The following is a 26,517-nucleotide window of genomic DNA, read 5'->3' on the forward strand; positions in this document are numbered from 1 at the left end:
GCCGATTATTATCGAATGGATTGGACGATTTCATCATTTCCTCCCCGTGCATAAAAACATTTATCGAACTGACAATAACCCTTTATCGGGATAAGGGCAGTTTTAGTGGTAAGATGGAAAGAGCCGTATTTGACACAAGGGGGAATGCCTGATGGCTTTTTCATGGAAACGCAATTTGTTCGTGCTGTGGATGGGTACGTTTTTAGTAAGTATGGCTTACTCGGTGTCGATACCGTTCATGTCCATTTTTTTGCAGAACGACTTGGGTGTGGACAATCATCTTGAGGTCTGGACGGGGGCGGTTTTTGCCATCACTTTTCTGGCCAGCTCGCTGATTGCACCTTTCTGGGGATCCATTGCCGATAAGTATGGCCGGAAACCGATGATGCTGCGCGCGGGCATTTGCCTGTCAATTGCTTATTTTTTGTACTTTATCGTGCAAAACCCGTACGAGCTTATCGCCGTACGCATCATGGAAGGTTTGCTCGCCGGTTATATTCCTTCAGCATTTGCGTTGGTGGCGACCAATACGCCTGAAAAACATGTCGGTTACGCGCTAGGTATTATATCAACCGCCAATGCGGCTGCATCCGTCATCGGACCATTGGTTGGCGGGGTTGTCAGCCATATTATCGGACCGCGAGATACTTTTTTTCTTGCAGGGGTGATGGTTTTCATCGCGTTTTTAATTGCCTGGTTCTGGGTAAAAGAGCCGTCCTTCAATAAGTCGCAAGCCAAGCGATCTTCTGTCATTCAGGATTTGAAAGCAGCGTCATCGAACCGTAATTTGATGGTGGCGCTTATTATTGTCTTCATCACATCCACTTCGATTATGATTTTGGAACCTCTGCTTACCATCTATGTGATACAGCTCGGATCGGGACAAGATTCCGCATCGCTTCATGCAGGTATCATTTTTTCGGCGGTAGGAATTGCCACTTTGATCGCCGCACCGCGCTGGGGGAAAATCGGTGGAACGATCGGGTACGAGAAGGTACTGTTCATCGGGCTGCTGGGCGGAGGGATCGGCAATCTCTTGCAAATTGCGTTCCATCATTTGATCGGATTCGGTTCGCTTCGTTTCGTGTACGGACTATTTTTTGCAGCGGTTTTTCCAGCGCTGAACGCCTTCATCGCTCAGCATACGGATCCGAACTTTCGAAGCCGTGCATTCGGCCTCAATCAATCGGCCAATCAGCTGGGGCTATTGCTGGGCCCGCTCATCGGTGGGTTGCTCGCAACCCGGCTGCCGATTACTGCCGTTTTTGCGATCAATGGCTGTTTACTTCTGCTCGTGGCTGTGTTCATGCGAATACCGAGATTTTCTCTGCTTTCCGGCAAAAGTTCCAGTGTTCAAGCTGGGAAATAACTTTAAGTATATCGTAACGACTGAGCACCACTACACGATTCTGACGTGTGGTGGTTTTTTTGTCGGCTACAAATCTTTTACAGAACTTAAAGCTTGAGGGATACCCTTTCTAAGAAATTTTGGTATGCTTAAAGAATGTAGCGAGTTAGTGCTTGAAGCATGTGAAAGGGAAATGTACCCGAGAGGCTAGCCACCTTGAAAGTTGCAAAGCTACAACTAACAGTTAGTGCACAGCTTGGAAAGATGTTTTTCATCGTTGCAGTGGGCGAGGGGAAATGAAGTCGTGTCTCTAGCGATGTTTTTCATCGTTGCAGACGATCAAAAAAACAATTTTGCTCGTGGAGCGAAGCTGGAAAGATGTTTTTCATCGTTACAGTGGGCGAAGGGAAATGAAGTCGTATCTCTAACGATGTTTTTCATCTTTCCAGATGAGAAGCGGGAGGATGGACAAACGCGGTCGCTCATCTTTGTATGGCCTCGATAGAGGTTTTCTCATAAAATAAAAACTATGTACTTATACGAGGGGGAAATCTTGTGGAAGCAAGGGAAGGAATCTTCAACGGGGTTGGCGGGGTTGAACTTTTTTACAGAGTTATAGAACCAAAATCAACTCCAAAAGGGGCAGTCATTGCCCTACACGGACACGGCGACCATAGCGGTGGTTTGAACAACATTTTTGAAAAATTATCGGAAAACAATTATTTGACTTATGCCTTTGATTTGCGGGGACATGGTAAAAGTTCAGGTACAAGGGGGTATATCCGTACTTGGGATGAATACATAGGGGATTTACATGCATTCCGCGAGCTGGTTGCTTCAGAAGTTCCCCAATTACCCCTTTATATGATGGCACACAGCCTGGGTGGGGTAATTAGTCTTGATTACTCCTTATACCATGGTGAAGGTATTTCAGGGCTCGTTTTGATTGCACCAGCGATATCTTATGAACTAAAACCGTCGGAAAAGCTGCTTATCGCTTTAATGAGCAAGCTAAAACCCAATTTAACAATCAAGAATTCCAGTAACTATCAATTATTAACGCAAGACCTTGAAATTCAAAATAGACTAAAATCCGACCTCCTGCGTCACAATACAGTAACTCCAGGTTTGGGACGAGGTTTAATGCAAGCGGTCCAGCGACTAGAAAGCAGTGCGGGGTCCATTAAAATGCCTATTCTGTTACAGTATGGACTTGGCGATGAAGTTACACCCCCCGTGAAACTTCGTCAATTCTTTCATTCTATCGGTTCTCAAGATAAACAGAACTATGAATACGAGGCGATGCGACACCGTCCATTTGATGATTTGGGACGTGAACGTTTTTTTGCAGATCTATTAACCTGGTTAGACCGGCATTAGCATACAAGGGGGAATTGTCATGCTAGATCTGATAAAACATGTAATCGAAGACATGAACAAGCAACTCAACCGAATTATTACGAGCATAAACCACCTTGATGATGATTTGATTTGGAAGAAAATGAAGGATTCCACGAATAGCATCGGTAATCTTTGCTTGCATTTAGCAGGTAACGAATATCAAAACCTCATCAGTGCGGTCGGCAACAAACCTTTCATTCGGGAGCGCAGCCGGGAATTTAATGCTGAAGGCGGCCTATCGGCGGATGAATTGATTAGCCTTCTTTTGAGAACACGATCCGAATCGGTAAATGTATTATCAGGTTTATCCGATGAAGATTTAAAAAGAGAAGTTATCATTCGTTATAACCACGTGGATTGGAACAAAATGCTTCGTGTTAGCGCTTCAGAGGATGAGACCTATGAAGTGAGAGAAATTAGCCGGCTTCTTGTTCAAGTTGCGGCACATTACGCCTATCATACAGGGCAAATCGTACTACTCTCCAAAATATTGAAAGATACGAATGAACACATTACAGGCCAGTATCATTGATCAATTATTTTAGAAAAGTTTTAATCAACGGTCCTTCAAACGTTCCTCTGCAATATGAATAAAGGTTTGTGCTGCATGACCGAGATATTTGTCCGCCCTATAAATGATGCTCATCTCCCTTACAGGCGGATGATCATGGATCGGGATAAAACGCAGCTTGGGATCATCCATGGATTTGACCAGTGGATAGGTCTGGATGGTTACCCCCATATTTTCTCTTACGAAATGGAAGAGGGAAGGGTTGGACGTCGTTTCTACCACCACATTCAGTTTGAACCCATGCTGCAGGCAGCAGTTTTCCACGAGTTCCCTTCCCCAGAACCCTTTCGGATATAGGATGATGGGCAGCCCTTCAAGCTCGGATAAGGATACGGTTTCTCTACTGGCCAGCTCATGATCTTCCGACATAACTACACCGTATTCCTCCCGAGTTAACGGGCGAACGATTAACCGGGGATCGTATAAAGGTTTCACCGATATGCCGATATCAATCTCAGTACTTAGCACCAACTGGGCAATATCGACTGCCGAAACGATTTTCAGCCGTACATTCGGATACTTGTGACGAAAACTAATAAACATCGGCGTCAGACGGAAATCAAGCTCGGACGGCAATACGCCAACGCCAAGGCTGCCACCCTGTTGATGGCGGAGCTCATCCATCTCATGGAGAGCGTTTTGAAGATTTTGAAACATGCTCCGAGTGTGCCTCAGCAGGATTGATCCTGCTTCCGTCAGTGCTATGCGTTTTCCGATTCGGTCGAATAAAGGCATTCCGATTTCTTCTTCCAGTGCTTTAATTTGCAGGCTTAAATTAGGCTGTGATATACCGATTTTATCGGCAGCCTTCGTAAAATGCAGCTCCTCGCTTACCGCAATAAAATATTCGAGTTGTCTCAGTTCCATCGATCCTTCTCCTATCAAGGCAATTTGCAAAATGCCGCATAATCATTTGTGAAACAAATTATTGTTATAATTTTAATATAATTGATAAATTATAAATCTCCAAGTATGATTTGTTCAAAACCAGTTATACAAGGAGAGATTACCATGAAAAAATCTTCATTATGGAAGATGGCCATTGCCCTTATATTAGCATCTTTAAACTTGCGACCCGCGATAAACTCCGTTTCTCCCGTACTGCAAGCCATTCGCCATGATCTGGGGATGAGTGCTTTTGCTGCCAGCCTGCTTACTTCAATTCCTGTCCTTTGCATGGGAATATTTCCATTCTTTGCCGTCAAACTGGGCGGCCGGTATGGCATAGAACGTGTTATCGGTTGGTCGATCTTTGTAATCGGTATTGGAAATGTGCTGAGGATATTCACGGGATCCTCTTTCTTTCTACTCGTTACCGCAGCGATTGCGGGAATTGGCATTGCCGCGGTCGGGCCGTTATTGTCCGGGTTTATTAAACAGCACTTCGCTTCAAGGGTTCCTGCCATGATCTCTTTATATACGGTTGCACTGGCCGTTGGGGCGACCCTTGCTTCCGGGTTGTCCGTACCGCTCCAAGCCAGGATGCACTCCTGGCAAAATTCGCTCGCGGCTTGGGCCGTTTTAGCGCTGATTACCCTGCCTGTTTGGTGGTTCTTCGTCCTGAGACTTGTGAAACGCCCTGAGGGAAATGTAAGTACTAACCGCCAGACAGGACTCCCGTGGGGACATGGACGGGCTTGGCTCTTAACATTGTCCTTCGGATTTCTTGGGATGCTGTTTTACTCAATTACGGCATGGCTGCCGCCGATGATTGAAAATATGGGCTACGGCAAAGAATATGCGGCCAACATGCTGACGTTATTCTCTGTCATTCAAATTCCAGTAGGTCTCCTGTTTCCGTTGCTCCTTAAACGCATTCCTTCCCGCCTTTTTTGGTTGCTGCTCGGCTCCTTCTCCATGCTCATCGGCTTCCTGTTGATTATGATGTCCATGACGCCGTTGCTAGCGGCTATTTTAATCGGCATTGGTCCGGGCGTGCTGTTTCCGACCAATCTGCTGCTTCCGATTGAAGCTGCTTCCGATGCGCAGCAAGCTGCCGCATGGTCAGCCATGACGCAGTCCATCGGATATGTCATCGGGGCGCTTGGGCCTATTGTGCTCGGTTTTGTCCATGATGTTGCTGGAGGCTACTCCGCACTGATTGTCGTGCTGATTGTGGTCAATTTACTTATGATCGCTGTGCAGCTTAGCGTTGTAAAAAGAAAAGCGCACAAAAAAGCTATAGATAAGGTAAAAGGGTTTCCAATAGCTGAGGAAAGAGTATAATAAATTGGCAGAAGTATACATTAAAAGGAGCTGCCATATGTTGGCTTAGACCTATAAATAAGGAGAAACGATGACAGAGAAAAAAGCAATTATAGAAACAGGCTGGAACATCGACAACAGTTACGCTCGTCTGCCGAAATCATTTTTTACTAGGATGAACCCAAGCCCTGCAAGCTCACCGAATTTGATTATTCTTAATGGTCCGTTGGCAAAATCACTAGGATTGAACGTACAAGCGCTGCAAAGCGATGATGGTGTAGCGATGCTCGCCGGCAATATTACTCCTGAGGGAGCATTGCCTCTTGCTCAAGCGTATGCAGGGCATCAATTCGGGCATTTTAACATGTTAGGGGACGGCCGGGCTCTGCTGCTCGGCGAGCAGATCACACCTCTAGGAGAACGGTTTGATATTCAGCTCAAAGGCTCAGGCAGAACGCCGTACTCCCGCGGTGGCGATGGCCGAGCAGCGCTTGGACCGATGCTTCGCGAATACATTATCAGCGAAGCCATGCATGCGCTTGGCATTGCTACTACCCGCAGCCTAGCCGTGGTGGCAACCGGTGAGCCGGTCATTCGCGAAACCGACCTGCCTGGCGCAATTCTGACTCGTGTGGCAGCCAGTCATCTGCGCGTAGGTACTTTTCAATATGTTTCACAATGGGGCACTTTGGAGGATCTCCGTACCCTGGCGGATTACACATTGCATAGACATTTTCCAGAGATTGACGATGATGAGAACCGTTATCTTCGCCTACTTCAGGAAGTAATCAAGCGTCAAGCCATGTTAATTGCCAAATGGCAGCTCGTTGGTTTTATTCATGGGGTGATGAACACCGACAATATGTCGATTAGCGGAGAAACCATTGATTATGGTCCTTGCGCCTTTATGGATGCCTATGACCCAGCAACGGTATTCAGTTCTATTGACATTCATGGCCGCTATGCCTATGGTAATCAGCCGCGCATTGCCGCGTGGAATCTTGCGAGATTTGCTGAAACTCTATTGCCGCTGCTGCATGACGATGAGGCGCAGGCTATTAAGCTGGCTGAGGATGCGATTTCAGATTTTAGCGAGTTATATCATCGTAATTGGTTCCAGGGGATGAGGGCAAAATTGGGGATTTTTAACGAAGAGCTGCAGGATAAATCCCTTATTGAAGGTTTACTCATTCTGATGGAGAAGTATCGTGCGGACTACACTAATACCTTCCGCGCATTAACTTTTGACAAGCTGGAGGATACGGTTCTGTTTGGCACAACGGAATTTGCTCAGTGGCATGAGCTGTGGCAGGCGAGGTTAGGTAGGCAGCAGGAGCCAAAAGCCTCTTCGCATAAGTTGATGCGCAGCAGCAATCCCGCGCTAATCCCGCGCAATCACCGGGTAGAAGAAGCACTAGAAGCCGCTGTGAAACAAGGGGACTACAGTGTTATGGAACGGCTTCTTGATGTTCTTTCGAGTCCTTTCGCGCACTCCCCCGAACAGGCTGATTACACCAAGCTGCCTGAGCAGTCAACCCGCCCTTACCGAACCTTTTGCGGTACTTGATAACGATAGCAATGAAAAAGAGCAGTCCGAAACATAGTTTTGGACTGCTTTTTCCGATAATTTTCGCCACATCTATTGCTTTACAAGGTCCTTATAGTACAGAGTGCGCTTAACCAGTTTGCTATTTTTAAGCCAATAACGATCCCGCACTTTCATAGTATGACTCTTTGGATTTTTTCTTCGAATATATACATAATTGAATCTATCTGTAGAATAAATTTTAAATCCACTAGCTCTACATTTTTTTAAAAACCGTGCATCTTCGCCTAATGATACATTTGCAAATTTCACATGATTGAATACTTTTTTCTTAAACATAATCGTTCCTCCGGCTACAAATCCGACTAGCCTGTCTCCTCGGTTAGGATAACGAATGAACAAACTTTTTTTTGAATTTAGATAAACATATACGGAGCTTTTCCAAACAACATCTACATCTTTCCGCTTTAGAACACCCATACTGCTCCTTAAATAATTCGGTGCATAATAATCATCATCATCAAATTTGGCAATATATTCATATTTAGATCTGGCAATGGCAAAATTTAAACAGTTTCCTAGTGATTTTTTTTCGGGAATACGGTAAATGGATACATTTTTGATTTGTTTAGCCTTATTTCGGTAAGGAATTAAGCTTATATCATCTCGATTGATGATAATAATCAGTTCTTTATTGATCCCAATCTGATTATGATAATTACTAAATATATTATTAATAAATTTGGAGTTATTTGTACAAGTAATAATAGAGATTCCCAAAAATATCACCTCTTTTCATAAAAGAACATTTCCTTTCTATCATATTATGACTTGTACAGAATAAAGTTACGGCTATTAAACCGCGTTAAAAGTTAATTTTCTATAATACTTTCGCTTGCCCACAACCTACTGAAGAAAGCCGCAATAGACGAAAAAAACAAAGGAGTTAAGCACATGCAAGCCGCTTAACTCCTTTGTTCATTTAAAGATGCATTTTTTGATTAATAGACGTGTCCCAAGTCTACTTAATTTTTACTTATGGGACAGCCTCTTTCTCATAAAATCAATGTATGTTATTTGGAGAGCAGTTTCAAAAACTCGCGCATGAAGCCTGGTAAATCCGGCCAAGCGTGACCAGTGACTAACTTTCCATCCACATGAAGCGTATCTGTCGTATACAGCGCTCCAAGCTGCTCGACATCTAAACGACAAGCGTTATACGCAGTCATGGTGCGGCCTTCAAAAAAATGATTGTCTTTTAAAGCGGAGAATACGAGTGCCGCATGGCAAATAGCGCCGAGCGGTTCATCGGCTTCAAGGAAGTGACGGATAATGCGCGGAATATGCTCATTCGAACGAATGTACTCTGGGGCTCTGCCTCCAGGAATGATTAACCCATCATATTGACTAGGATCTACATCAGCGAAAGCAATGTGTGACGGCAGTAGATGCCCTGGCTTCTCTGTATAGGTTTCCCAATCCTCGACAAAATCGTGAACGACAGTACGAAGCACTTTCTTAGTCGGTGAAGCAATGACGGCCTCGTACCCTTCCTCCAATACACGAAAATATGGGTAATAAACTTCCAAAACCTCTGCAGCATCACCAGTTAAAATTAAGATACTTTTTGACATGGTATCACTCCTTGGAAATAGATGGTAACCCACATCTAATTATGAATAAACCTCGTTACGATGTAAACGGGTGGATTTTGAAACGAATTGTCGAATCGAAATTCATCTTCATATGATGTAGTAGAAAATGCAGAGGCAGATTGACTGGAAATATATGCGGGCTTACAGGGAGCGGTAATTAAATATGGTATAATATGGAGATGATCTTAGAGTGATTAAAGGGAGATACACATGAACATCAGAAAATTGCATGCAAATGAAAAATATCCAATGGATCTTTTGTTATTAGCAGACCCTTCTCAACAACTTGTTGAACAATATATTAGAAGAGGAGAGTGCATGGTTGCTGAAATGGAAGATCGCATTGTCGGGGTTTATGTACTTCTTCCTACTAGGCCTGAAACGGTTGAATTAGTAAACATTGCAGTTGCTGATGAGCTCCATGGGAGAGGTATTGGAAAACAACTAGTACTTCACGCAATTCAAACTTCTAAAGGGCGAGGTTATAAAACGATTGAGGTCGGTACAGGAAACTCTGGGATAGGGCAATTAGCTTTATATCAAAAATGTGGCTTTAGAATTGTTGGTGTCGATATGGACTTCTTTATTCGACACTACGCTGAGGCGATTTATGAGAATGGAATTCAATGTAGGGATATGATCCGCTTATCTCAAGATCTTTTTTGACATTAACAAAAGAGTGCTGCAAACAATCAAGGCTCCGGAGCTTATCAACTCGGAGCCTTTTCATTTATTTAGTGTGTTATAAATATTTTAATATTGTGTTTTAAATAAGTTCAATTATAATAAATAATATGCATAAATATATCGACTATTAAATTATGATCGAAGTAGTGTGACTCTAATACTTAGGGAGGTTTAGCATGTTTGCACAAGAAAAAGGGAAGCAGACCGTTATTTTAAGACTGGAAATTGATCAGAATATCTCATTTTTTGAAGTTATTACTAAGATTCATGAGTTCGGAGCAGAGATTATTGCTGTTGATATGATTAGCTCTTCCCAGGATGCAACAATACGTGATATTACAGTTAGTGTTCTCGATGACTCCCACCAAAATAAACTTGTAAAAGGGCTTGAAGCTAATTCAGGCATACGTTTAGTGCATATCTCCGATCAAACCTTTCTCCTTCATCTGGGCGGGAAAATTGAAACGAAATTAAAGGTTCCTGTTAAAAATCGGGATGATTTGTCCCGGGTTTATACCCCAGGAGTCGCCAGAGTTTGCATGGCTATTCATGAAGATCCTTCAAAAGCTTATACGTTGACCATTAAACGAAATACGGTTGCGGTCATTTCCGATGGAACAGCTGTTCTTGGATTGGGAGATATCGGCCCGTTAGGAGCGATGCCGGTGATGGAAGGAAAGGCAATGCTTTTTAAGGAGATGGCAGATTTAGACTCTTTTCCAATATGCTTGAATACGAAAGATACCGAAGAGATCATTTCTATAATTAAGGGCATTGCCCCGGCATTTGGCGGGATCAATCTGGAGGATATTTCTTCACCGCGTTGCTTTGAAATTGAGGAGAGGTTAAAGCAGGAACTGGATATTCCCGTATTTCACGATGACCAACATGGCACTGCAGTCGTTATGCTGGCAGGATTGATTAATGCGTTGAAGATTGTAGGAAAACGTATGGAAGAGATTAAAGTCGTATTTTCCGGTGTAGGGGCTGCAGGGGTTGCTTGTACGAAGATTTTGTACAGCGCTGGTGTGAAACATATTATAGGTGCAACACGGGTAGGTGTACTGAACCGCATGAACACGTACTCCAATCCTGTTTATGAATGGTATGCGGCAAATACGAATCCGGAACTCGTAGAGGGAACACTTGCTGATGCTATTCATGGGGCTGATGTGTTTATTGGGCTATCCGGTCCAGGCGCTCTAACAATCGAAGATGTTAAAAACATGGCCAGGGATCCGATTGTTTTCGCAATGGCGAATCCAACACCGGAAATAAGTCCTGAGGATGCTGCTCCTTATGTACGCGTAATGGCAACCGGCCGATCTGACTACCCGAACCAAATTAATAATGTGCTCTGTTTCCCGGGAATTTTCCGGGGCGCATTGGATTGCAGAGCGACGACCATTAACGAAGAAATGAAAATAGCTGCAGCTCATGCCATCGCATCCATAATTGGGGAACATGAATTAAATGAACAATATATCATCCCAAGCGTATTTAATCATAAAGTAGTCGAATCTGTGCGATTAAATGTTATCCGAGCCGCGATTGAAACAGGCGTTGCAAGAAAAATTCCACATGATCTGCAAGATAAGAAACTGAAAGTTGAGCTTAAAGGATCGAAGGGGTAATCGATATAGCTTTGTATCCCCAAGCGAAAGGCAGACCCCACGCATGAAGACTAAGCGTGGGGTCTGTTTTCATTTTCATTTTAGAGCTTGAACTAACCTTGCAAGAATCCCTGCTTGTTCCACGGTAATTCGCTTGCCTGTTTGGGCATCAATCTCGTGAATGAGAGCATCGACTTGCCGGTGCTCCAGCTTTTTCAGCAGTGAGTTCTCGATCCCTTGTTCACCCGGTCCTGTGACGAATTCCCGGATCAAGTTGGCGAGACTGTTCTCAGTTACCTGCACCGTGTATGATGCAGAACCAGTCCCTACGTTGCCTGCATGATCGGTGACTTGAACCGTGATATCGTGGGACCCAAGCTCCAACTGATAAGCAGGAGCACTAACCAACGGCTCAGCGCATGGGTTATACACGATGCCGGATACGGTGTCCACTGCTGTGCACGTGATCGATACCGTTTGATCGACAGTATACGCATTCGCCCCTGAAATTTGTATCGTCGGTGCTGTCCGGTCGATTGCAATTTGCACCGTTTGCGTTTGTTCTGTATTGCCGGCGTTATCCGTAGAACGGTACAGCAATGTATGAGTGCCATCGGTAGTTAAGGAGAAAGGAGATACATATAAGTTCCAGCTTAATCCGTTATCCGTGCTGTATTCTGTTTGCTTCACACCTGTTTGATTGTCGCTTGCCGATAGTTTCACCTGAGCTTCCGACACATACCAGCCGTTATTTTGGGTACCTTCGATGGTGGATGCCGAGACAGGCGGCGTTACATCGAGAATATTGGTCATCGTAACGGAGTTGCTGGCAGCACTTTCGTTATGAATCCGGTCAACTGCTGTTACGACATATGTGTATACTTTTCTATCCGTTGCTGTTTTGTCAATGAAGGTGAGGAGATCAACACCCGCTTGTTTGCGTACTTCTGCGACAATATGAGAAGGATCCTGAAGATTTAAGGCAGCCTCCCCATCAAAACGATAAATGACATAGTAGGCAGCATCACCTGGTTGGACATTCTTCCATGTAATCTCGATCCCGGCCGCTTTTCGAATAGCAGATGCCAAGACCGGTGCCTCAGGCGCAGTCTGATCCAACCAAGGCATAGCAGGGACTAAAGCCGGGTACCGGTAAAAGTCGTTCTTCAATCGATCCGTAAACCCGAGAGGATTGGCTTTAAACCATTGAGCGCTGAAAAATATACTGCCGAACACGTTATCGAAGTTTCGGTTATAAGCAATTTGGTTCGGCATTTCGTCGGGGTTTTGCCAAGCCGGATCGGACGAACCGATACGGTAGGCCGCCTGACCGCTGTACAGGTGGACATTTTTCCCGGTCGTCACGCCGCTCCACCACTCGATTAACTTATCGTAGGCCGCCGGTGAATATCCCATATACCAGTAAATTTGCGGCGTAATGTAATCGATCCACCCTTGATCGACCCATTTTTTCGTATCTGCATAGATCGCCTCGTAGCTGCTAAGCCCGTTAGTATCGGAGCCGGTCGGATCCTGGCTTTTGTTTTTCCATATTCCAAAAGGACTAATCCCGAACTTGACCCAGCGTTTCTCATGTTTGATGGCTGCATTTATTTCCTGCACGAACGCGTTTACATTGCTGCGTCTCCAGTCCGCTTTGTTCGTGAAAGTGGAGCCGTATTTCGCAAAGGCATCTTCGTCAGGGAAATCGACGCCAGTTACCGGGTACGGATAAAAATAATCGTCAAAATGCACGGCGTCGATGTCGTAATTTTTCACGACTTCCATGATGCTGTCTTTGATGAATTGTTTCGCTTCCGGGATCCCTGGATTGAAGTACAGCTTGCCGCCGTATGTAACGACCCAATCCGGATGCTGCCTCGCCGGGTGATTAGGCGCAAGTTTATCGAGACGATCCTGTAGGCTGATCCGATAAGGGTTGAACCAAGCGTGGAACTCCATATTCCGCTTGTGCACTTCCTCCAGCATAAACGCAAGAGGATTATATCCCGGGTCTTTGCCTTGTTCCCCCGTCAGCCATTCCGACCAAGGCGCATACGCCGAAGGATAAAAGGCATCTGCGGTCGGCTTCAATTGAACGATGACCGCATTTATGCCGGCCGCTTGCAAGCCATCCAACAGCTCGATAAAATCGCGCTTCTGCGCTTCTGCTTCTACAACGCCTTTTGCCGGCCAGTCGATATTATCGACAGTTGCAATCCAGGCGGCTCTCAACTCTCGCTTGGGTACGGTAGCCACTTTATTCACCACCAGGTAAAAATCGCTCGACTTGCCCCCGTAAGAAGCTTTAATTCTCGAGGTTCCCATCTGTAATGCCGTAATCAATCCGCTTGCACTTACGGAAGCGACACTAGGATTACTGCTCGTATAGGCAACGCCGCTTGTCAGCTCGACCGGTGCAGGAAGCCATGTGTAGGTGCCGATCACTTTCGATTGCTTCGACTCTCCGATGGTCATCGCTTTTAGGCCGGTGAGCTCGATTTTTTGCAGCACAGGAACCGGATTGGTTACCGTGAGCACGTATTGTGTGGAGATGCCGCTAAAGGCTGCGGTAATCGTAGTCGTACCTGCCTTCACGGCTTTAATGTTACCGGAGGCGTCGACAGTCGCAATGTCCGGGCTACTGCTTTGGAACATAGCCCCAGTCAAAATAGAAACAGGATCAGCAACTCCGCTGTATGAAGCATACACGCTCAGCCGGTTAGTTGCGCCGGTTTCGAGCTTGGTTAGTGCCGAAAGTTCCAGTTTCTGAGGAATCGGTGCGTCTGCTGTAACCGTTAACGAATAAGCTGCTTCCGGCGCATTACCAATTGCTGCGGCAATCGTTACCGTACCTGCTTGCAGCGCCCGGACAGTTCCGCTTGAATCGACAGTCGCGATCCGTTCATCGCTGCTCCGATAGGTAATCCCGCTTGTGACCGGAACCGGTTCGGTGCCGTTTTGATATGTGGCGTATACAACGGCTTGCAACGCATCCCCGACCTTCATAGGCGGAAGTCCAACCACGTCGAGGCCAAAGACGTTTGAATCCGTATAAAACGCATTCAACTGGTCAAAGTACAGCACACCGCTAGTTTTATTATTGTCCTTCGTTTCCACGACATAAATTAAATTGATCTTAAGGGGAGCTTTGAGGGTGCTGGGTACAGCGACCGTGACATATTTCCATCCACTCCAGTTAAGCCCGTTGCTGGTCGTGAAATCAATTGCCGTTTTCGTACCCGTCGCATCCTGCAGCTGTGCGCGCAGCCAATGGTTGTTCGCGTCGCCATAAACCCACAGCCCCAGTTTTTTCGGAACGCCTTGCAGCGTACGTCCTGCAGCTCCGTTCAGATCTTTGAAGTTTATATAAGCCGCCGACGTACCCGTCGTCCCCGTAAAATCGTAAGCTAATTTTACGGCATGGTAACCATAATAGATCGTCTCCGGCCTGCTGATTAAGCCGATACTAACGGACTTGGCTTGTGCAGAAGAAGCAGACAGGTTCGTTGTTTGTTCAAAATTTTCCACGATGACATTAGACGGTGAACTTACCGCATCGATTTCGGCTATAGAATCTGCATGCACGGTAGGTGATACATGGCCAAATCCGGAGATGATTGTACTTATTAAGAAGATTAGTGCTGTTAGAATGGGAGTCAATTTGGTCGTCTTGCGTGAACGATTTGTCACCTAATCACATCCTCCAAAAAGTATTAAACCGATCTCAACAGCTGAATACCAAGTCGTTGTCTCATCTCCTCCTCATGTCATGTAAGTCTGGTAAAGCTTGGGAATGACTTAATTTTAGGTTATTGAATTTTATTACAAAAATCAATAGTAAATATAAAATTTTATTTCATTTGAGAGGGTTTCGTATGTCTTGTTTAAGGAAATATGTGTTAAAATGAGGAAATGATGAGAGCGTTGATATAAAAAACAGAGGAGAATCATTTATGAAGGTACAGATTCCTGGGCAAGGGGATATTCAAATAAGCCATCTTGTTTTAGATTTTAATGGAACTATTGCATTGGATGGATTACTTTTACCGCATGTGAAGGAAAGACTTATTAAATTAGCCCAATTGATTAAGATTTTTGTATTGACCGCTGATAGCAACGGTAGTGCGTCTAGAGAATGTGAAGGGCTACCTGTGGATCTACACGTAATTGGAAAGGATGATCAACGGGAGGAGAAAAGTAATTTTGTCCGAAAGCTTACACCTGGTGTTGCCGTTATGGGTAATGGGGTAAATGATGAGTTCATGTTTCGTCAAGCTGACCTGTCGATTGCGGTTATCGGGCAAGAGGGTTGCGCCACTGCGACGTTAATGGCTAGCCATATCGTTGTTAAAGAGGTTAACGATGGATTGGACCTCTTATTAAAGCACCATCGACTTATTCCAACACTCAGAAAGTAAGGGAAAAGGCTGCCGATGGATGACCCAAGGGCAGCCTTTGCAAACTTAATACTCAAGCGAATGTGACGGATTCTTCAATTTGATGTCAGAGAACGATGCGTGTTGCGGCTGCAATCGATATACATCGGGTAAACAACTTCCATAATTTCGACAGGTTCAATGACTTCAACAACTTGTTCATTTCGACTTTTATTGGCATGTTTAATGGTATTGTTCCTTTTGAGCACATCGATACAAAGAAGGAACATGATCCCAATAATAATTAAAACCAGAACACAGATTTCTAACTCTTGCATCATGTGTCGTCCTCCTATGAATCTTTTTTCATAGGTTAACGGATTTCAACTAAAATGTCGCTCGAAAACCGGTGTCGTTTTCTAGGTTATTTTAAAACATATTCAATAAGGAGGATTCACCATGAAAGTTTTAGAAACAGAACGACTGATACTCCGTCACCAAACCATTGAAGATGCGGAATTTATCCTTGAGCTTTTGAACGATCCTTCTTGGATCCGGTACATTGGTGATAGAGGCGTGAGAACTGTTGCTGATGCACGGAACTATATTTTACAAGGACCTCTTAAGATGTATGACCGTTTGGGTTTCGGATTTTACTTGACGGAGTTGAAGGATGAGGGGATCCCGATCGGCATATGCGGACTGGTAAAGAGAGATTTCCTAGAAGATGTAGACGTTGGTTTTGCTTTTCTTCCTAAGTTTTGGGGAAAAGGGTACGCCTTTGAGGCTGCATCCGCAGTGATGACTTATGCTCAATCTGTTTTGGGATTGAACCGTATTGTGGCCATTACATCCGAAGATAATCATGCGTCCGCCAAGCTGCTAGAAAAGCTGGGGCTTCAATTTGAAGGTTTGATTCCATTTGAGAATACTGATGAAAAGGTCCGCTTGTTTGGAATGAATGTCTGAGTGGCACAGAAAAGGCACGGAATTCCCATGCCCATAGTTCTATTTGAGATCTAATAGCCCCAATATGACTGATACCGATATGTGTATGGAATTTGTTGGTACTGCTTATTGCAGTTCTCATATGGACCTATATATGTTGTGGGTTTAATGGGTTCAGTTGCTTGTTTCCATATGTTTTCATCGATACAGTAGGTATGTGACATAATATTTGAAGGCGTAAATTTTAAGATGTCAGAACCTAAAATCACTTCTGGAGTCGGTGCATCAAAAATAGCTAAAAGATGAGTGTTATCAACTGTAGCTATTTCATAGTGCCACCAGCCTTGCGGAATGTTTGCCACTTGTCCTGGGGTTATTGAGTAATTGAGAATCTGTTTTGTAAATGGGTTCAGCATCGATACAGTTGCAGCACCAGAAATGCAATAGACTAACTCGGCAGCATTTTGGTGATAATGCGGCTCTACAACATTACTAGCACTTAGGAATATGTCTAAGAGAGACACATTTTCCAATGTATTCAACTGTTTCACACCTAATACGTTAATAAAGTTATTGTTATCCTTTTTAAACAAGGGACTCTGACTTACGTCAAATGCGTATTGAGTGGATGGAGATGTGTAATCCATATATGAAGCCATAATATTCTTCGCCTCTTTACATTAGGAGTAAAAAACTCTATAGGCATTTTATGTAATTCAATGGAAAGGCGTTCCGTCCAACCGGTACGTCTTTTATCATTTCCTCATGGAATTGCCTTCTGTACATATGATAGTAACGATCAATGTTTAGAGGAGGCAATCCATGCAGAATCCCTATCCTGTATATCCATTTATCGGCCACCAAATTGAGAAGGTTTGCAAGCCGATTGAATTCCCCCCGCAGCACCAAGATCAAGTCCCGGGGCTAGAGTACCTTATGACGCCGAGGCCGATATTCGATTACCCTGGTTATGTCGGAAGCGGAAAGCTAAGAGGTAAAGTTGCCATTATTACCGGGGGAGATAGCGGATTCGGTCGTGCGATAGCGGCAGCTTATGCCAAAGAAGGCGCCGATCTGGCGATCGTTTATTTAAATGAGCATCGGGATGCCGAGGAAACCAAGCATTACGTTGAGCAATTCGGCATCAAATGTATTCTTCTGCCAAGAGATCTTCGTATTCCCGCGAATGCGGCTGACATTATTAGTGAAACTCTTCAACATTTCCATAGGCTGGACATCTTGATTAACAACGCTGCCGTACAACCATTTACAGCCAGCATCATGGACGTTTCCGATGAACAGCTCGAAAACACGTTCCGAACCAATGTTTTTCCTATGTTTTATTTGATAAAGGCGGCATTGCCCTATTTGAATCAAGGCAGTTCGATTATTAATACGGCTTCGCGAGTCGCGTATGAAGGGGATAAGAACGTTATCGACTACGCTGCATCCAAAGGAGCTATTGTAAGCTTTACACGCACGATGGCATTGTCTCTTGCCGATTGCGGGATCAGGGTCAATGCGGTTGCTCCAGGACCAGCATGGACCCCTCTCACTGTCAGCACCTACTCCGGGGAACAAGTTGCCACCCTAGGCACCGACATCCCATTCGGGCGTGCCGCTCAGCCTTTCGAGGTAGCTCCCGCCTATGTCTACCTTGCCGCCAATGACTCTATGTTTGTCACAGGCCAGGTGATGCATGTGAACGGAGGAAAGATTCGTTATTCGTGATGAAGGAGGCGCTGGATTATGCCGGTGAAAGTAAAACTGCAAAAATTCGTCGATAAGCTGCCGATTCCCGAAACCATTTCCCCGATCAAGCGAGACAAGAAAGGCTCGTATTATGAAGTGACCATGAGGGAATTTACGCAAAAACTGCATCGTGATCTAGGACCCACCCGCTTATGGGGCTACAACGGCATGTACCCTGGCCCGACTTTCGATGTGATGAAGGATGAAACGACATATGTCAAATGGATGAATGACTTGCCCGCGAAGCATTTTCTCCCTATCGACACGACCATCCATGGTGCAGGCAAAAATCTTCCTGAGGTTCGGACTGTGGTTCATCTGCACGGAGGAAAACAGCCGGCTCATAGCGATGGGTATCCTGAAGCCTGGTTCACGAGAAATTTTGAACAAACAGGACCTTTGTTTGAAAGAGAAGTCTATGAGTACCCGAATCTTGAAGCCACGACCTTGTGGTATCATGATCACACAATGGGCATAACGAGATTGAATATGTATGCGGGACTTGCAGGATTTTTTATCATCCGCGACAAGCATGAACAATCCCTAAACTTGCCGACGGGAATCTATGAAATCCCTCTTTTAGTTCAGGATCGTTCGTTCAATCCGGACGGTTCGCTCTATTACCCTAGTACACCGGATAAAAATAACCCTCGTCTTCCTTTTCCCTCCATTGTCACACCTTTTGACGCAGACACGATTTTAGTAAATGGGAAAGTATGGCCCTATGTCGAAGTGGAACCGAGAAAGTATCGATTCCGCATTTTAAACGCCTCCAATAGTCGAGCCATTACATTTAAACTGGACTCTGGACAGCCGTTTTATCAAATTGGAACCGACCGCGGTTTGCTGGAGAAACCAGTGAAAATGAATGAGATCCTCCTCCTCACTACCGAGCGTGCGGATGTGATCGTCGATTTTTCTCGATCCTTTGGTAAGTCGATCGTGCTTAAAAATGTCTTCAAGGGTGCCTCTCCAGAAACAACCGATGTGATGCAGTTCAGAGTAACCGTTCCGTTAAAAGGCAAAGATACCAGCGCCCTTCCGGATCATTTAACGAAAATCGATTTTCTTTCAAGAAATATGGCAAGCAGGACAAGAGATCTCACACTCGTCAGGGTAGCTGATGAATATGGCAGATCGCTTAATTTACTGGACAGCAAAATGTGGATCGATCGTATTTCCGAGAAAATAGAGTTAGGAACTATTGAGATATGGCGGTTAATCAATATTTCAACGGATGACCATCCCATTCATTTACATATCGTAGACATGCAAATTCTTGAGCGCCAGCCCTTTGACGTTGCCCATTTCCAAGCCACAGGAAAACTTAAGTTTACAGGAGAGGCTGCCCCTCCAGATCCTAACGAAAGGGGATTTAAAGATACGATTCGTGCTCCAGCCGGTCAAGTTACCTCATTTATCGCGAGTTTTGGACCTCTCACCGGACGATTTGTATGGCATTGTCACATGCTCGAACATGAAGATTACGAGATGATGCGACCGTTTGAAATCCTGAAGAAAAAGAATACATTAAAAGATAAACTAATGAGAATGATTACCCTTCACCGTTTTCATAAAGACAAATACAATTAATCAGCCGCCTTTTCAAGAGGCGGTTTTCTTTTGCAGAGAAGCCATGGTTGACCTTCACCTTACGTCAAGGTTTATTCTGTATTCAAACGATTACAGGAGGCTTCAATGAAAATTCTTATTAAAAAATCGACGATCCTTACAGGGAAAGAAGAGGCGCCGTTTGTCGGTGATATTTTAATTGATCAGGATAAAATTGCGGAAATTCAGCCGGAGATCCGTACTCCTGCAGACGAAGTCATCCAGGGAAATGGTTTTGTGGCCATGCCAGGCCTAATTAATGCACATCAACATACGCCTATGAGTTTACTAAGAGGGTTTTCCGACGATTTAAAGCTGATGGATTGGTTGAATAAAAAAATGCTTCCCGCTGAATCGAGAATGACACCCGAGGATATTTATTGGGGAGCCAAACTTTCGATGGCTGAAATGATTAAATCAGGGACCACATCTTTTGCTGATATGTATATTCACATGAATGAAATTGCTTTTGCTGTTCAAGAAGTCGGTATGCGGGCATCGCTTACCCGGGGGCTGGTTTTCATAGAAGAAGATGGAGGAAAAAGGCTTACGGAAGCACTCGATCTTATTCATCGATGGTCCGGAAAAGCAGAAGGCAGAATAACTACCATGTTCGGACCGCATTCACCCTATATGTGTCCGCCCGAACACTTAAAGCATGTTATAGGACTTGCAGAAATCGAACAATTGCCTATCCATATACACCTTGCAGAAACTAAAGAAGAAGTAGTAACCATAAGGGATAAGTACAATCAAACGCCAGCGGAATATTTATATCAAAATGGATTATTTGAAAAATCCCATGTGCTTTTAGCCCACAGTGTACACCTGAATCGGCGTGACATTGGATATTTGAAGGGCATGCGCGGCGGCGTATCTCATAATCCCATAAGCAATTTAAAATTAGGGTGCGGTATTGCGCCTATCTCGGAAATGATTGAACAAGGGATCACAGTTGGCATAGGAACAGATGGGGCAGGAAGTGCTACGACTGTGGATATGTTTGAAGAAATCAAGGCTGCCTCATGGCTGCAGAAATTAGATTACGGGGATCCTACCAGGATACCTGCTGCTCAGATTTTACGCATGGCGACTTCTGAAAGCGCCAAATTGCTAAATATCCACCATGAGACCGGTACATTGGAAGTTGGAAAAAAGGCCGATATCATTTTAATAAATATGAAGAAACCGCACCTGCAACCGATGCACGATGTCGCATCTTTAATCGCATTTAGTGTGAACGGGGCAGATGTAGATACAACCATCGTTGATGGAAAAATACTTATGAAGCATCGCGAGCTCCAAACAATCGACGAAGATGAGCTTTTTACCCAAGTAACGACTCGAGCGAAACGGATCGTGAATGGTATTTAAAATTGATTTCTAATATGATTATAGCCAAACTCTCCATGTCATGCAGTAAAACGTTTGTGGTAAGTTTAAGGTACTACTTTATGATGAGGTGCTCAATTGAATAAACTGCAGGATTGGATAATAGAAGCAGATATTATGAGTATGCAGAATGCCATGGAAGCGGGTTCAATAACATCTGAAGAGCTCGTTCAAGTATATTTGGACCGGATTAATAAGTACGATTCGAGAATAAACTCAATATTAGAATTAAATCCAGAGGCTATACAAATAGCCAGGGCTTTAGACATAGAACGTAAAGAAAAAGGGGCTCGCGGAAGATTACACGGTATTCCTATTCTATTGAAGGACAATATAGACACATACGATAACATGCATACCAGTGCCGGATCAGTAGCTTTAGCCGGATCATTCGCGGCGGCGGACTCATTCGTAGCCTCCAAGCTCCGTTCGGCTGGTGCAGTATTACTTGGGAAAACGAATATGACAGAATGGTCCAATTTTATGTCAAGCACGATGCCGGCCGGCTATAGTTCACGTGGTGGAATGGTTCTAAATCCATATGGTCCTGGTGAGTTATTCATTAGCGGGTCTAGCTCCGGAACGGCTGCGGCAATAGCTGCAAATCTTGGCGCAGCCGGAATTGGAACCGAAACGGCGGGCTCGATTGTCGGTCCTGCAAGCCAAAATTTACTAGTTGGGATCAAACCCACTGTCGGATTAGTGAGTCGTGCCGGCATTATACCTATTTCCAGTAGCCAGGACACTCCTGGACCTATAGCCAGAACTGTTTCGGATGCTGTTATAATATTGGGTGCATTAACTGGGGTGGATGACAAGGATGTTGCTACGTTAGCGAGCATAAATTTATCTTATCAGGATTACACACCTTTCTTGGATGCAAATTTTTTACGCGATGCGAGAATAGGCATTCCAAGACATTATTATAAAGATTTGGACGAAGGAAGACTTTCTATCATGGAAGCTGCGATTACCACTTTGAAACATGCTGGCGCCACTATTATAGACCCCGTAACTCTTCATATCGAACAGAATAGCTGGAATAATGATGTTATTACCTATGAATTTAAGAAGGGTTTAAATGATTACTTGTCCAAATTAGCTGATTCTGCACCGATTCACTCTTTGAAAGAATTGATCGAATATAATGATAAAAATGCGGAGTCAGCTTTAAAATATGGGCAAGACACATTAATAAGATCAGAAGAAACAACTCTAACCGATCAAACCTATCTTCAGAAGCGTCAAGAATATATGGAGCTGCCACTAAAACAAGGGATCGATTATGTAATAGATAAATACAGGTTAGATGCATTAATGCTGCCCGGAGATGTGGATGGGATGTATATAGCTGCACGATTGGGTTATCCCTTGATTTCTGTTCCGGCCGGATATTCATCAGAGGGAGTTATGGATTCGGATGGTGATTCAACGAAAGGACCTTTTGGAGTCGTTTTCTCAGGAAAAGCATTTAGTGAACCTTTGTTGATAAAAATAGCCTATAGTTTCGAACAGGCCACACTTCATCGTTTTCCACCCCAATTTGAATAAGTAATGACGAGGTCCTTCCATCAAAAAAACTCAATAATCTATGAATATTAAAGTTAAACAGCGGTTAACTTAAAAGATAAGTTGTTCTTCCTGTATCTATAAAAGGAGGGAGTGAGTCGCTATGGAAATGGATAATCTGTTAAACGAGCTGTTTAGTTCTCAAGAGGATTGGTCAGTAAAGATCAATGAGAATGCATTTGTTGTAATCCCTAATGATTACGAAGAAAATAGCACAATGAGTTCTGAAGATGAGTGATGAGGGAGCCTGATGGGCTCTCTTTTTTTTGAGAGGATCATTGTACCGATACAGTTTGTGCAAATTCAGATGGAATAAAGCCTTCCTATCCCATATGCTTGAACTGATCACATGAATGATATCGGAGGGAATAACATGAAGGGACTCGATATTCGACGTATTTCAAAAGAGCAATTCCTCGACAGTCTGGCACTGTCTGAATTTGCATTTCAATATGAGCTTTCGCCAGATAAGCGGGAGGAAATGCGGTCCCAATTTATAGAAAAGGAAAACTGGGGCGCTTACCTTGATGGGAAATTGGCCGCCCGTCTAACAGTTCTAGAGCTGCATACATGGCTGTACGGCAAGCGATGGGAGATGGGGGGAATCGCCGGTGTTGCTACTTGGCCGGAATACCGTCGCGGCGGACTTGTTGCTGGACTGCTGCACCATGCGCTTCATGTGATGAGAGAGCAGGGGCAGATGCTATCCTTCCTCTATCCGTTTCAATTCGCATTTTACCGGAAGTTTGGTTGGGAGACTTATACGGAAACAAAAAAATATGAAATTCCAACAGCTTTACTGCCCAAGCTGCCTCCACAGCCGGGAAGGGTGGTTCGGATCGGTCATGATGATATTGAGCTATTAAATGCGATATATAGTGAATACGCCGCACGTTATAATGGAACTCTGGTTAGGGATGAAACATGGTGGAAGCAGCGTATTTTTGCCAAAAAGAAGGGTTCTGTAGCCGTCTATTATGATGCTGAAGGCAAAGCAGGCGGCTACATTCATTATCAAGTGAAAGAGAAGATATGCCAAATTTATGAACTGGTATCGCTGCATTGGGGAGCTGTGAAAGGCCTGTGGCGATTTATCGCAGATCATGATTCGATGCTGGATAAGGTTACTCTAAGCGCTCCAAGTGATGATCAGTTGCCATTTATGCTGGATAACCCTCGGATCAAGCAGGAGATTGTGCCTTATTTTATGGCGCGTATCGTTGATGTCAGGCGGTTTTTGGAACAGATTCCATTTGCCGCTGATGGAATTCAGATTGGCAGGAAGTTGACACTTAAGGTCACTGATGCTCAAGCAAAATGGAACAATGGTCTCTTTGCGATCGAACACCTTGTTGATGGGAGTGTCCGCATTGAGTTTGAGGAACTGTCGGACGTTCAGCTGAATGGCGAGGAAACAAGCCTCAATGGCGCCTCTTACGATTTAGCATGTGATATTACAACGCTCACAGCCATGTTTATGGGCTACCAGCGGCCTTCTTATATGAGTGGAATTGAGCGCCTGAAAGGTGAAGCGGATGCTGTTAGCCGCCTCGAGGCATTGATTCCTCACCGTTCGACGTATTTACTGGATTTTTTATAAACGATAAACTCGCAGCTCAATGATAGCGTTTTTAAAATCCCACAAGATATAAAAGATAAAGCACCGTAATTGTGACAGACTGTCAAATAGGAAAATCTCTGAGGGAAAAAGAACTGGTCAATTCATGTATATTATTCATGAGTTGACCTGTTTTTTGTAAATCTGGAGGAAATCACACTAAAATCGGCAAGCCTGTTGTCTGGAAAAAAGAAAATTATTTCTTCAACAACAAATACATAAAATACGGCGCACCAATCAATGCGACCATGATCCCTGCCGGGATGCCATCAGGGCCTACGACATTGCGTCCTATGGTATCTGCTAGCAATAACAACCAACCGCCCAGCAAAATCGCGACCGGTAGACATAATTGATGCCTAGGTCCGACAAGAGCTTTGGCGATATGCGGTGCCATGAGCCCGATAAAGGCAATCCCGCCTGTGACAGAAACCGCTGAAGCTGCCAGGGCAACCGCAGTTAACAGCAGTACGATTCGCTCTTTTTCAATCGACACGCCGACGCCAATGGCTGCTGGTTCACTCATTCCGAGAAGATTCAACCGATTTGCTTTATATAGCGACAATGGAATCAACAGGACTAACCACGGGAGAATCGCCCCAATAAACGGCCAGTCCGTCCCCCAAATCGTTCCGGCCAGCCATTTGGCGATAAAATCTACTTTGGCACGCTCGGCCGATGAAATAATAACGATCATAATCCCGGACAGCGCCAGGGAAAAGCCAACTCCGATCAACACCAATCTGACCGGCTGCAAGCCAGCCGTCCGGTTATACGACAGCCAATAGATCAGACATGCCGTGATGATTGCGCCGATAAAAGCAACCAACGGCAGCGCATAAACGAATGTATCCGCTTTGATGGGAAAATACAAAAAGAATACGGCAATGGCAACGCCGGCGCCGGAGTTGATCCCGATAATACCTGGATCTGCCAAGTCATTTCGCGTAATGCCTTGCAAGATGGAGCCAGACAAGGCAAGCGCCATTCCGGCTAACAGGGTAATGATGATTCGTGGCAAGCGGACGGAAAATAAGACGAAATTTTCTTTGAACGTGCCCTGGCCGAGCAGCGTCGGAACCAATTTATCGAAGGAGATCGAGGAATACCCCAAGCCCATTCCGATAATAATCGTAATCGTAATTAGCACGAGCGCGCCGTATACCAGGAGTCGTTGCTTTTTGATTATGGCCGGATGAATCATGGCTATGCTTTCCTCCCTTTCCGTTCGATGATGAGGAAAAAGGGAAGACCGAACATTGCAACGATAGCGGCCACAGGCGTTTCATACGGAGCATGGATCGTTCGTGCCAAAGTATCCGCAAACAGCATAAAAGCGCCTCCGAAAATAGCCGACATCGGAATGATAAACCGGTAATCGGTTCCGACAATGGCCCGAACAACGTGCGGAATCATGAGGCCGATGAAGGCCATGTTCCCGACAAGCGCAACCGAAGCGCCTGCGAGTAAGACAATAACGGCAAAAAGAATCATTTTAATTTGAGTCGTCTTTTGCCCAAGGCCAACGGCAACTTCTTCACTTAAACTAAGAAGGGTAAGCTGCTTGGAGAGAATCAGCGAAATCATCGTTCCAACCGCTATGAAGGGTGCGATCGTTTGCAGCTGGCTCCAAGAGGTGCCGATGAGTCCGCCGGCCGTCCACATGGACACATCTTTGGATATTTTAAAGTAAATCCCGATACCCTCCGAAATGGCGAAGAGGAATGCGGAAACGGAAGCGCCGGCCAGCACAATGCGAAGCGGCGAGAAGCCGCCTTTTTTCATCGCACCCATGCCGAATACCAGGATAGCGCCTAGGGCAGCTCCTAGAAAACAGGCAATCATAATGCCGAAGTAATTGGTTGAAGGCATAAAAGCGATCGTGCACGCAAGCGCCGCATTGGCACCGGCCGTTAAACCGAGCAATCCCGGATCGGCCAGCGGGTTTCGCGTTATCCCTTGCATAATGGCGCCGGAAACGGCTAATGCGGCTCCAACAATTATTCCCGCAATTTCACGCGGCAATCGAATTTCGCGGATGATCGAAAGTTGATCGCCCGAAGCCTTGGAGCTTAGAGCTAACCATACGTCTCGGACCGTGGCGTCCGCTGCGCCAAACACCAAGGCGATCACAAACATCGCCATAAAAACGATGATTCCAGCGATTAGTTTATATCCAAACGGGATGTAGCGTTGATTTTCTTTGGTCATCATTCTCTCAT

23 protein-coding genes are annotated in these 26,517 nt (G+C 44.8%); 15 read left to right on the plus strand and 8 right to left on the minus strand.

Annotation, left to right across the window (positions count from 1 at the left end; all coding sequences use genetic code 11):
- Positions 1-151 precede the first annotated feature (151 nt).
- The 3 genes from ACFQZT_RS21625 to ACFQZT_RS21635 all read left to right on the plus strand — a co-directional run bounded on the left by ACFQZT_RS21625 (position 152) and on the right by ACFQZT_RS21635 (position 3,281).
- Positions 152-1,369: an MFS transporter gene (locus ACFQZT_RS21625; protein ID WP_379302934.1), complete on the plus strand. Its 1,218-nt coding sequence runs from the start codon at positions 152-154 to the stop codon at positions 1,367-1,369.
- 534 nt (positions 1,370-1,903) lie between these two features.
- Entirely contained in the window at positions 1,904-2,728 is an 825-nt protein-coding gene (locus tag ACFQZT_RS21630; RefSeq protein WP_379302936.1) for an alpha/beta hydrolase, read from the plus strand.
- 19 nt (positions 2,729-2,747) lie between these two features.
- Positions 2,748-3,281 carry a DUF1572 family protein gene (locus ACFQZT_RS21635; protein ID WP_379302938.1) on the plus strand — a complete coding sequence of 178 codons (534 nt, stop codon included), beginning with the start codon at positions 2,748-2,750 and terminating at the stop codon, positions 3,279-3,281.
- A 24-nt stretch (positions 3,282-3,305) separates the two neighbouring features.
- Here the strand turns inward: ACFQZT_RS21635 and ACFQZT_RS21640 are convergent, their stop codons facing one another.
- Positions 3,306-4,187 (minus strand): LysR family transcriptional regulator, encoded by an 882-nt coding sequence (locus ACFQZT_RS21640; RefSeq protein WP_379302940.1) that lies wholly within the window; start codon positions 4,185-4,187, stop codon positions 3,306-3,308.
- 144 nt (positions 4,188-4,331) lie between these two features.
- Between ACFQZT_RS21640 and ACFQZT_RS21645 the strand changes: the two genes are divergently transcribed.
- Both ACFQZT_RS21645 and ACFQZT_RS21650 read left to right on the plus strand, forming a co-directional pair.
- Positions 4,332-5,546 (plus strand): MFS transporter, encoded by a 1,215-nt coding sequence (locus ACFQZT_RS21645; RefSeq protein WP_379302942.1) that lies wholly within the window; start codon positions 4,332-4,334, stop codon positions 5,544-5,546.
- 70 nt (positions 5,547-5,616) lie between these two features.
- The gene (locus tag ACFQZT_RS21650) at positions 5,617-7,092 is read left to right on the plus strand and encodes a protein adenylyltransferase SelO (protein ID WP_379302944.1); all 1,476 of its coding nucleotides are present in this window, start codon (positions 5,617-5,619) and stop codon (positions 7,090-7,092) included.
- A gap of 72 nt (positions 7,093-7,164) precedes the next feature.
- Here the strand turns inward: ACFQZT_RS21650 and ACFQZT_RS21655 are convergent, their stop codons facing one another.
- Positions 7,165-7,851, minus strand: a complete 687-nt coding sequence (locus tag ACFQZT_RS21655) for a glycosyltransferase family 2 protein (RefSeq protein WP_379302946.1) — start codon at positions 7,849-7,851, stop codon at positions 7,165-7,167.
- 293 nt (positions 7,852-8,144) lie between these two features.
- Positions 8,145-8,705: a DJ-1/PfpI family protein gene (locus tag ACFQZT_RS21660; RefSeq protein WP_379302948.1), complete on the minus strand. Its 561-nt coding sequence runs from the start codon at positions 8,703-8,705 to the stop codon at positions 8,145-8,147.
- Positions 8,706-8,936: 231 nt separating this feature from the next.
- Between ACFQZT_RS21660 and ACFQZT_RS21665 the strand changes: the two genes are divergently transcribed.
- Both ACFQZT_RS21665 and ACFQZT_RS21670 read left to right on the plus strand, forming a co-directional pair.
- Positions 8,937-9,392 carry a GNAT family N-acetyltransferase gene (locus ACFQZT_RS21665; RefSeq protein ID WP_379302950.1) on the plus strand — a complete coding sequence of 152 codons (456 nt, stop codon included), beginning with the start codon at positions 8,937-8,939 and terminating at the stop codon, positions 9,390-9,392.
- Positions 9,393-9,589: 197 nt separating this feature from the next.
- Positions 9,590-11,047 carry an NAD-dependent malic enzyme gene (locus ACFQZT_RS21670; RefSeq protein WP_379302952.1) on the plus strand — a complete coding sequence of 486 codons (1,458 nt, stop codon included), beginning with the start codon at positions 9,590-9,592 and terminating at the stop codon, positions 11,045-11,047.
- Between the two features lie 75 nt (positions 11,048-11,122).
- Here the strand turns inward: ACFQZT_RS21670 and ACFQZT_RS21675 are convergent, their stop codons facing one another.
- Entirely contained in the window at positions 11,123-14,719 is a 3,597-nt protein-coding gene (locus ACFQZT_RS21675) for a family 10 glycosylhydrolase (RefSeq protein WP_379302954.1), read from the minus strand.
- A 263-nt stretch (positions 14,720-14,982) separates the two neighbouring features.
- Between ACFQZT_RS21675 and ACFQZT_RS21680 the strand changes: the two genes are divergently transcribed.
- Positions 14,983-15,447 carry an HAD family hydrolase gene (locus ACFQZT_RS21680; protein WP_379302956.1) on the plus strand — a complete coding sequence of 155 codons (465 nt, stop codon included), beginning with the start codon at positions 14,983-14,985 and terminating at the stop codon, positions 15,445-15,447.
- A 74-nt stretch (positions 15,448-15,521) separates the two neighbouring features.
- Here ACFQZT_RS21680 and ACFQZT_RS21685 read toward each other — a convergent pair whose 3' ends face one another.
- Positions 15,522-15,746 (minus strand): hypothetical protein, encoded by a 225-nt coding sequence (locus ACFQZT_RS21685; RefSeq protein WP_379302958.1) that lies wholly within the window; start codon positions 15,744-15,746, stop codon positions 15,522-15,524.
- Positions 15,747-15,864: 118 nt separating this feature from the next.
- Here ACFQZT_RS21685 and ACFQZT_RS21690 point away from each other — a divergent pair, with 118 nt between their 5' ends.
- Complete coding sequence (locus ACFQZT_RS21690) at positions 15,865-16,374, plus strand: GNAT family N-acetyltransferase (RefSeq protein WP_379302960.1); 510 nt, start codon at positions 15,865-15,867, stop codon at positions 16,372-16,374.
- A gap of 50 nt (positions 16,375-16,424) precedes the next feature.
- Here the strand turns inward: ACFQZT_RS21690 and ACFQZT_RS21695 are convergent, their stop codons facing one another.
- Positions 16,425-17,012: a cupin domain-containing protein gene (locus ACFQZT_RS21695; protein ID WP_379302962.1), complete on the minus strand. Its 588-nt coding sequence runs from the start codon at positions 17,010-17,012 to the stop codon at positions 16,425-16,427.
- Positions 17,013-17,175: 163 nt separating this feature from the next.
- Here ACFQZT_RS21695 and ACFQZT_RS21700 point away from each other — a divergent pair, with 163 nt between their 5' ends.
- The 6 genes from ACFQZT_RS21700 to ACFQZT_RS21725 all read left to right on the plus strand — a co-directional run bounded on the left by ACFQZT_RS21700 (position 17,176) and on the right by ACFQZT_RS21725 (position 24,277).
- On the plus strand, positions 17,176-18,084 hold the full coding sequence (locus ACFQZT_RS21700) for an SDR family oxidoreductase (protein ID WP_379302964.1): 909 nt from the start codon (positions 17,176-17,178) through the stop codon (positions 18,082-18,084).
- Positions 18,085-18,102: 18 nt separating this feature from the next.
- Positions 18,103-19,698 carry a multicopper oxidase family protein gene (locus tag ACFQZT_RS21705; RefSeq protein ID WP_379302966.1) on the plus strand — a complete coding sequence of 532 codons (1,596 nt, stop codon included), beginning with the start codon at positions 18,103-18,105 and terminating at the stop codon, positions 19,696-19,698.
- 105 nt (positions 19,699-19,803) lie between these two features.
- Positions 19,804-21,090, plus strand: coding sequence for an amidohydrolase (locus ACFQZT_RS21710; protein WP_379302968.1), 1,287 nt, complete (start codon positions 19,804-19,806; stop codon positions 21,088-21,090).
- Between the two features lie 96 nt (positions 21,091-21,186).
- Positions 21,187-22,659, plus strand: coding sequence for an amidase family protein (locus ACFQZT_RS21715; RefSeq protein WP_379302970.1), 1,473 nt, complete (start codon positions 21,187-21,189; stop codon positions 22,657-22,659).
- 121 nt (positions 22,660-22,780) lie between these two features.
- Entirely contained in the window at positions 22,781-22,915 is a 135-nt protein-coding gene (locus ACFQZT_RS21720; protein WP_379302972.1) for a hypothetical protein, read from the plus strand.
- Positions 22,916-23,050: 135 nt separating this feature from the next.
- The gene (locus ACFQZT_RS21725) at positions 23,051-24,277 is read left to right on the plus strand and encodes a GNAT family N-acetyltransferase (RefSeq protein ID WP_379302974.1); all 1,227 of its coding nucleotides are present in this window, start codon (positions 23,051-23,053) and stop codon (positions 24,275-24,277) included.
- 214 nt (positions 24,278-24,491) lie between these two features.
- On the opposite strand, the gene ACFQZT_RS21730 is transcribed toward ACFQZT_RS21725, so the two are convergent.
- Complete coding sequence (locus ACFQZT_RS21730) at positions 24,492-25,499, minus strand: FecCD family ABC transporter permease (protein WP_379302976.1); 1,008 nt, start codon at positions 25,497-25,499, stop codon at positions 24,492-24,494.
- A 2-nt stretch (positions 25,500-25,501) separates the two neighbouring features.
- On the minus strand, positions 25,502-26,506 hold the full coding sequence (locus tag ACFQZT_RS21735; RefSeq protein WP_379303209.1) for a FecCD family ABC transporter permease: 1,005 nt from the start codon (positions 26,504-26,506) through the stop codon (positions 25,502-25,504).
- Positions 26,507-26,517 lie beyond the last annotated feature (11 nt).

The sequence above is a fragment of the Paenibacillus sp. GCM10027628 genome (genome assembly GCF_042676385.1).
Lineage (GTDB): Bacteria > Bacillota > Bacilli > Paenibacillales > NBRC-103111 > Paenibacillus_E.

What these genes read in the sequence shown, in the direction of transcription:
- ACFQZT_RS21680 (WP_379302956.1), top strand. Translation starts at nt 14,983, where the DNA reads ATGAAGGTACAGATTCCTGGGCAAGGGGATATTCAAATAAGCCATCTT.
- ACFQZT_RS21725 (WP_379302974.1), top strand. Translation starts at nt 23,051, where the DNA reads ATGAAGGGACTCGATATTCGACGTATTTCAAAAGAGCAATTCCTCGAC.
- ACFQZT_RS21660 (WP_379302948.1), bottom strand. Translation starts at nt 8,705, where the DNA reads ATGTCAAAAAGTATCTTAATTTTAACTGGTGATGCTGCAGAGGTTTTG.
- ACFQZT_RS21665 (WP_379302950.1), top strand. Translation starts at nt 8,937, where the DNA reads ATGAACATCAGAAAATTGCATGCAAATGAAAAATATCCAATGGATCTT.
- ACFQZT_RS21735 (WP_379303209.1), bottom strand. Translation starts at nt 26,506, where the DNA reads ATGACCAAAGAAAATCAACGCTACATCCCGTTTGGATATAAACTAATC.
- ACFQZT_RS21705 (WP_379302966.1), top strand. Translation starts at nt 18,103, where the DNA reads ATGCCGGTGAAAGTAAAACTGCAAAAATTCGTCGATAAGCTGCCGATT.
- ACFQZT_RS21640 (WP_379302940.1), bottom strand. Translation starts at nt 4,187, where the DNA reads ATGGAACTGAGACAACTCGAATATTTTATTGCGGTAAGCGAGGAGCTG.
- ACFQZT_RS21720 (WP_379302972.1), top strand. Translation starts at nt 22,781, where the DNA reads ATGGAAATGGATAATCTGTTAAACGAGCTGTTTAGTTCTCAAGAGGAT.
- ACFQZT_RS21645 (WP_379302942.1), top strand. Translation starts at nt 4,332, where the DNA reads ATGAAAAAATCTTCATTATGGAAGATGGCCATTGCCCTTATATTAGCA.
- ACFQZT_RS21695 (WP_379302962.1), bottom strand. Translation starts at nt 17,012, where the DNA reads ATGGCTTCATATATGGATTACACATCTCCATCCACTCAATACGCATTT.
- ACFQZT_RS21700 (WP_379302964.1), top strand. Translation starts at nt 17,176, where the DNA reads ATGCAGAATCCCTATCCTGTATATCCATTTATCGGCCACCAAATTGAG.
- ACFQZT_RS21730 (WP_379302976.1), bottom strand. Translation starts at nt 25,499, where the DNA reads ATGATTCATCCGGCCATAATCAAAAAGCAACGACTCCTGGTATACGGC.
- ACFQZT_RS21690 (WP_379302960.1), top strand. Translation starts at nt 15,865, where the DNA reads ATGAAAGTTTTAGAAACAGAACGACTGATACTCCGTCACCAAACCATT.
- ACFQZT_RS21685 (WP_379302958.1), bottom strand. Translation starts at nt 15,746, where the DNA reads ATGATGCAAGAGTTAGAAATCTGTGTTCTGGTTTTAATTATTATTGGG.
- ACFQZT_RS21670 (WP_379302952.1), top strand. Translation starts at nt 9,590, where the DNA reads ATGTTTGCACAAGAAAAAGGGAAGCAGACCGTTATTTTAAGACTGGAA.
- ACFQZT_RS21650 (WP_379302944.1), top strand. Translation starts at nt 5,617, where the DNA reads ATGACAGAGAAAAAAGCAATTATAGAAACAGGCTGGAACATCGACAAC.
- ACFQZT_RS21635 (WP_379302938.1), top strand. Translation starts at nt 2,748, where the DNA reads ATGCTAGATCTGATAAAACATGTAATCGAAGACATGAACAAGCAACTC.
- ACFQZT_RS21710 (WP_379302968.1), top strand. Translation starts at nt 19,804, where the DNA reads ATGAAAATTCTTATTAAAAAATCGACGATCCTTACAGGGAAAGAAGAG.
- ACFQZT_RS21625 (WP_379302934.1), top strand. Translation starts at nt 152, where the DNA reads ATGGCTTTTTCATGGAAACGCAATTTGTTCGTGCTGTGGATGGGTACG.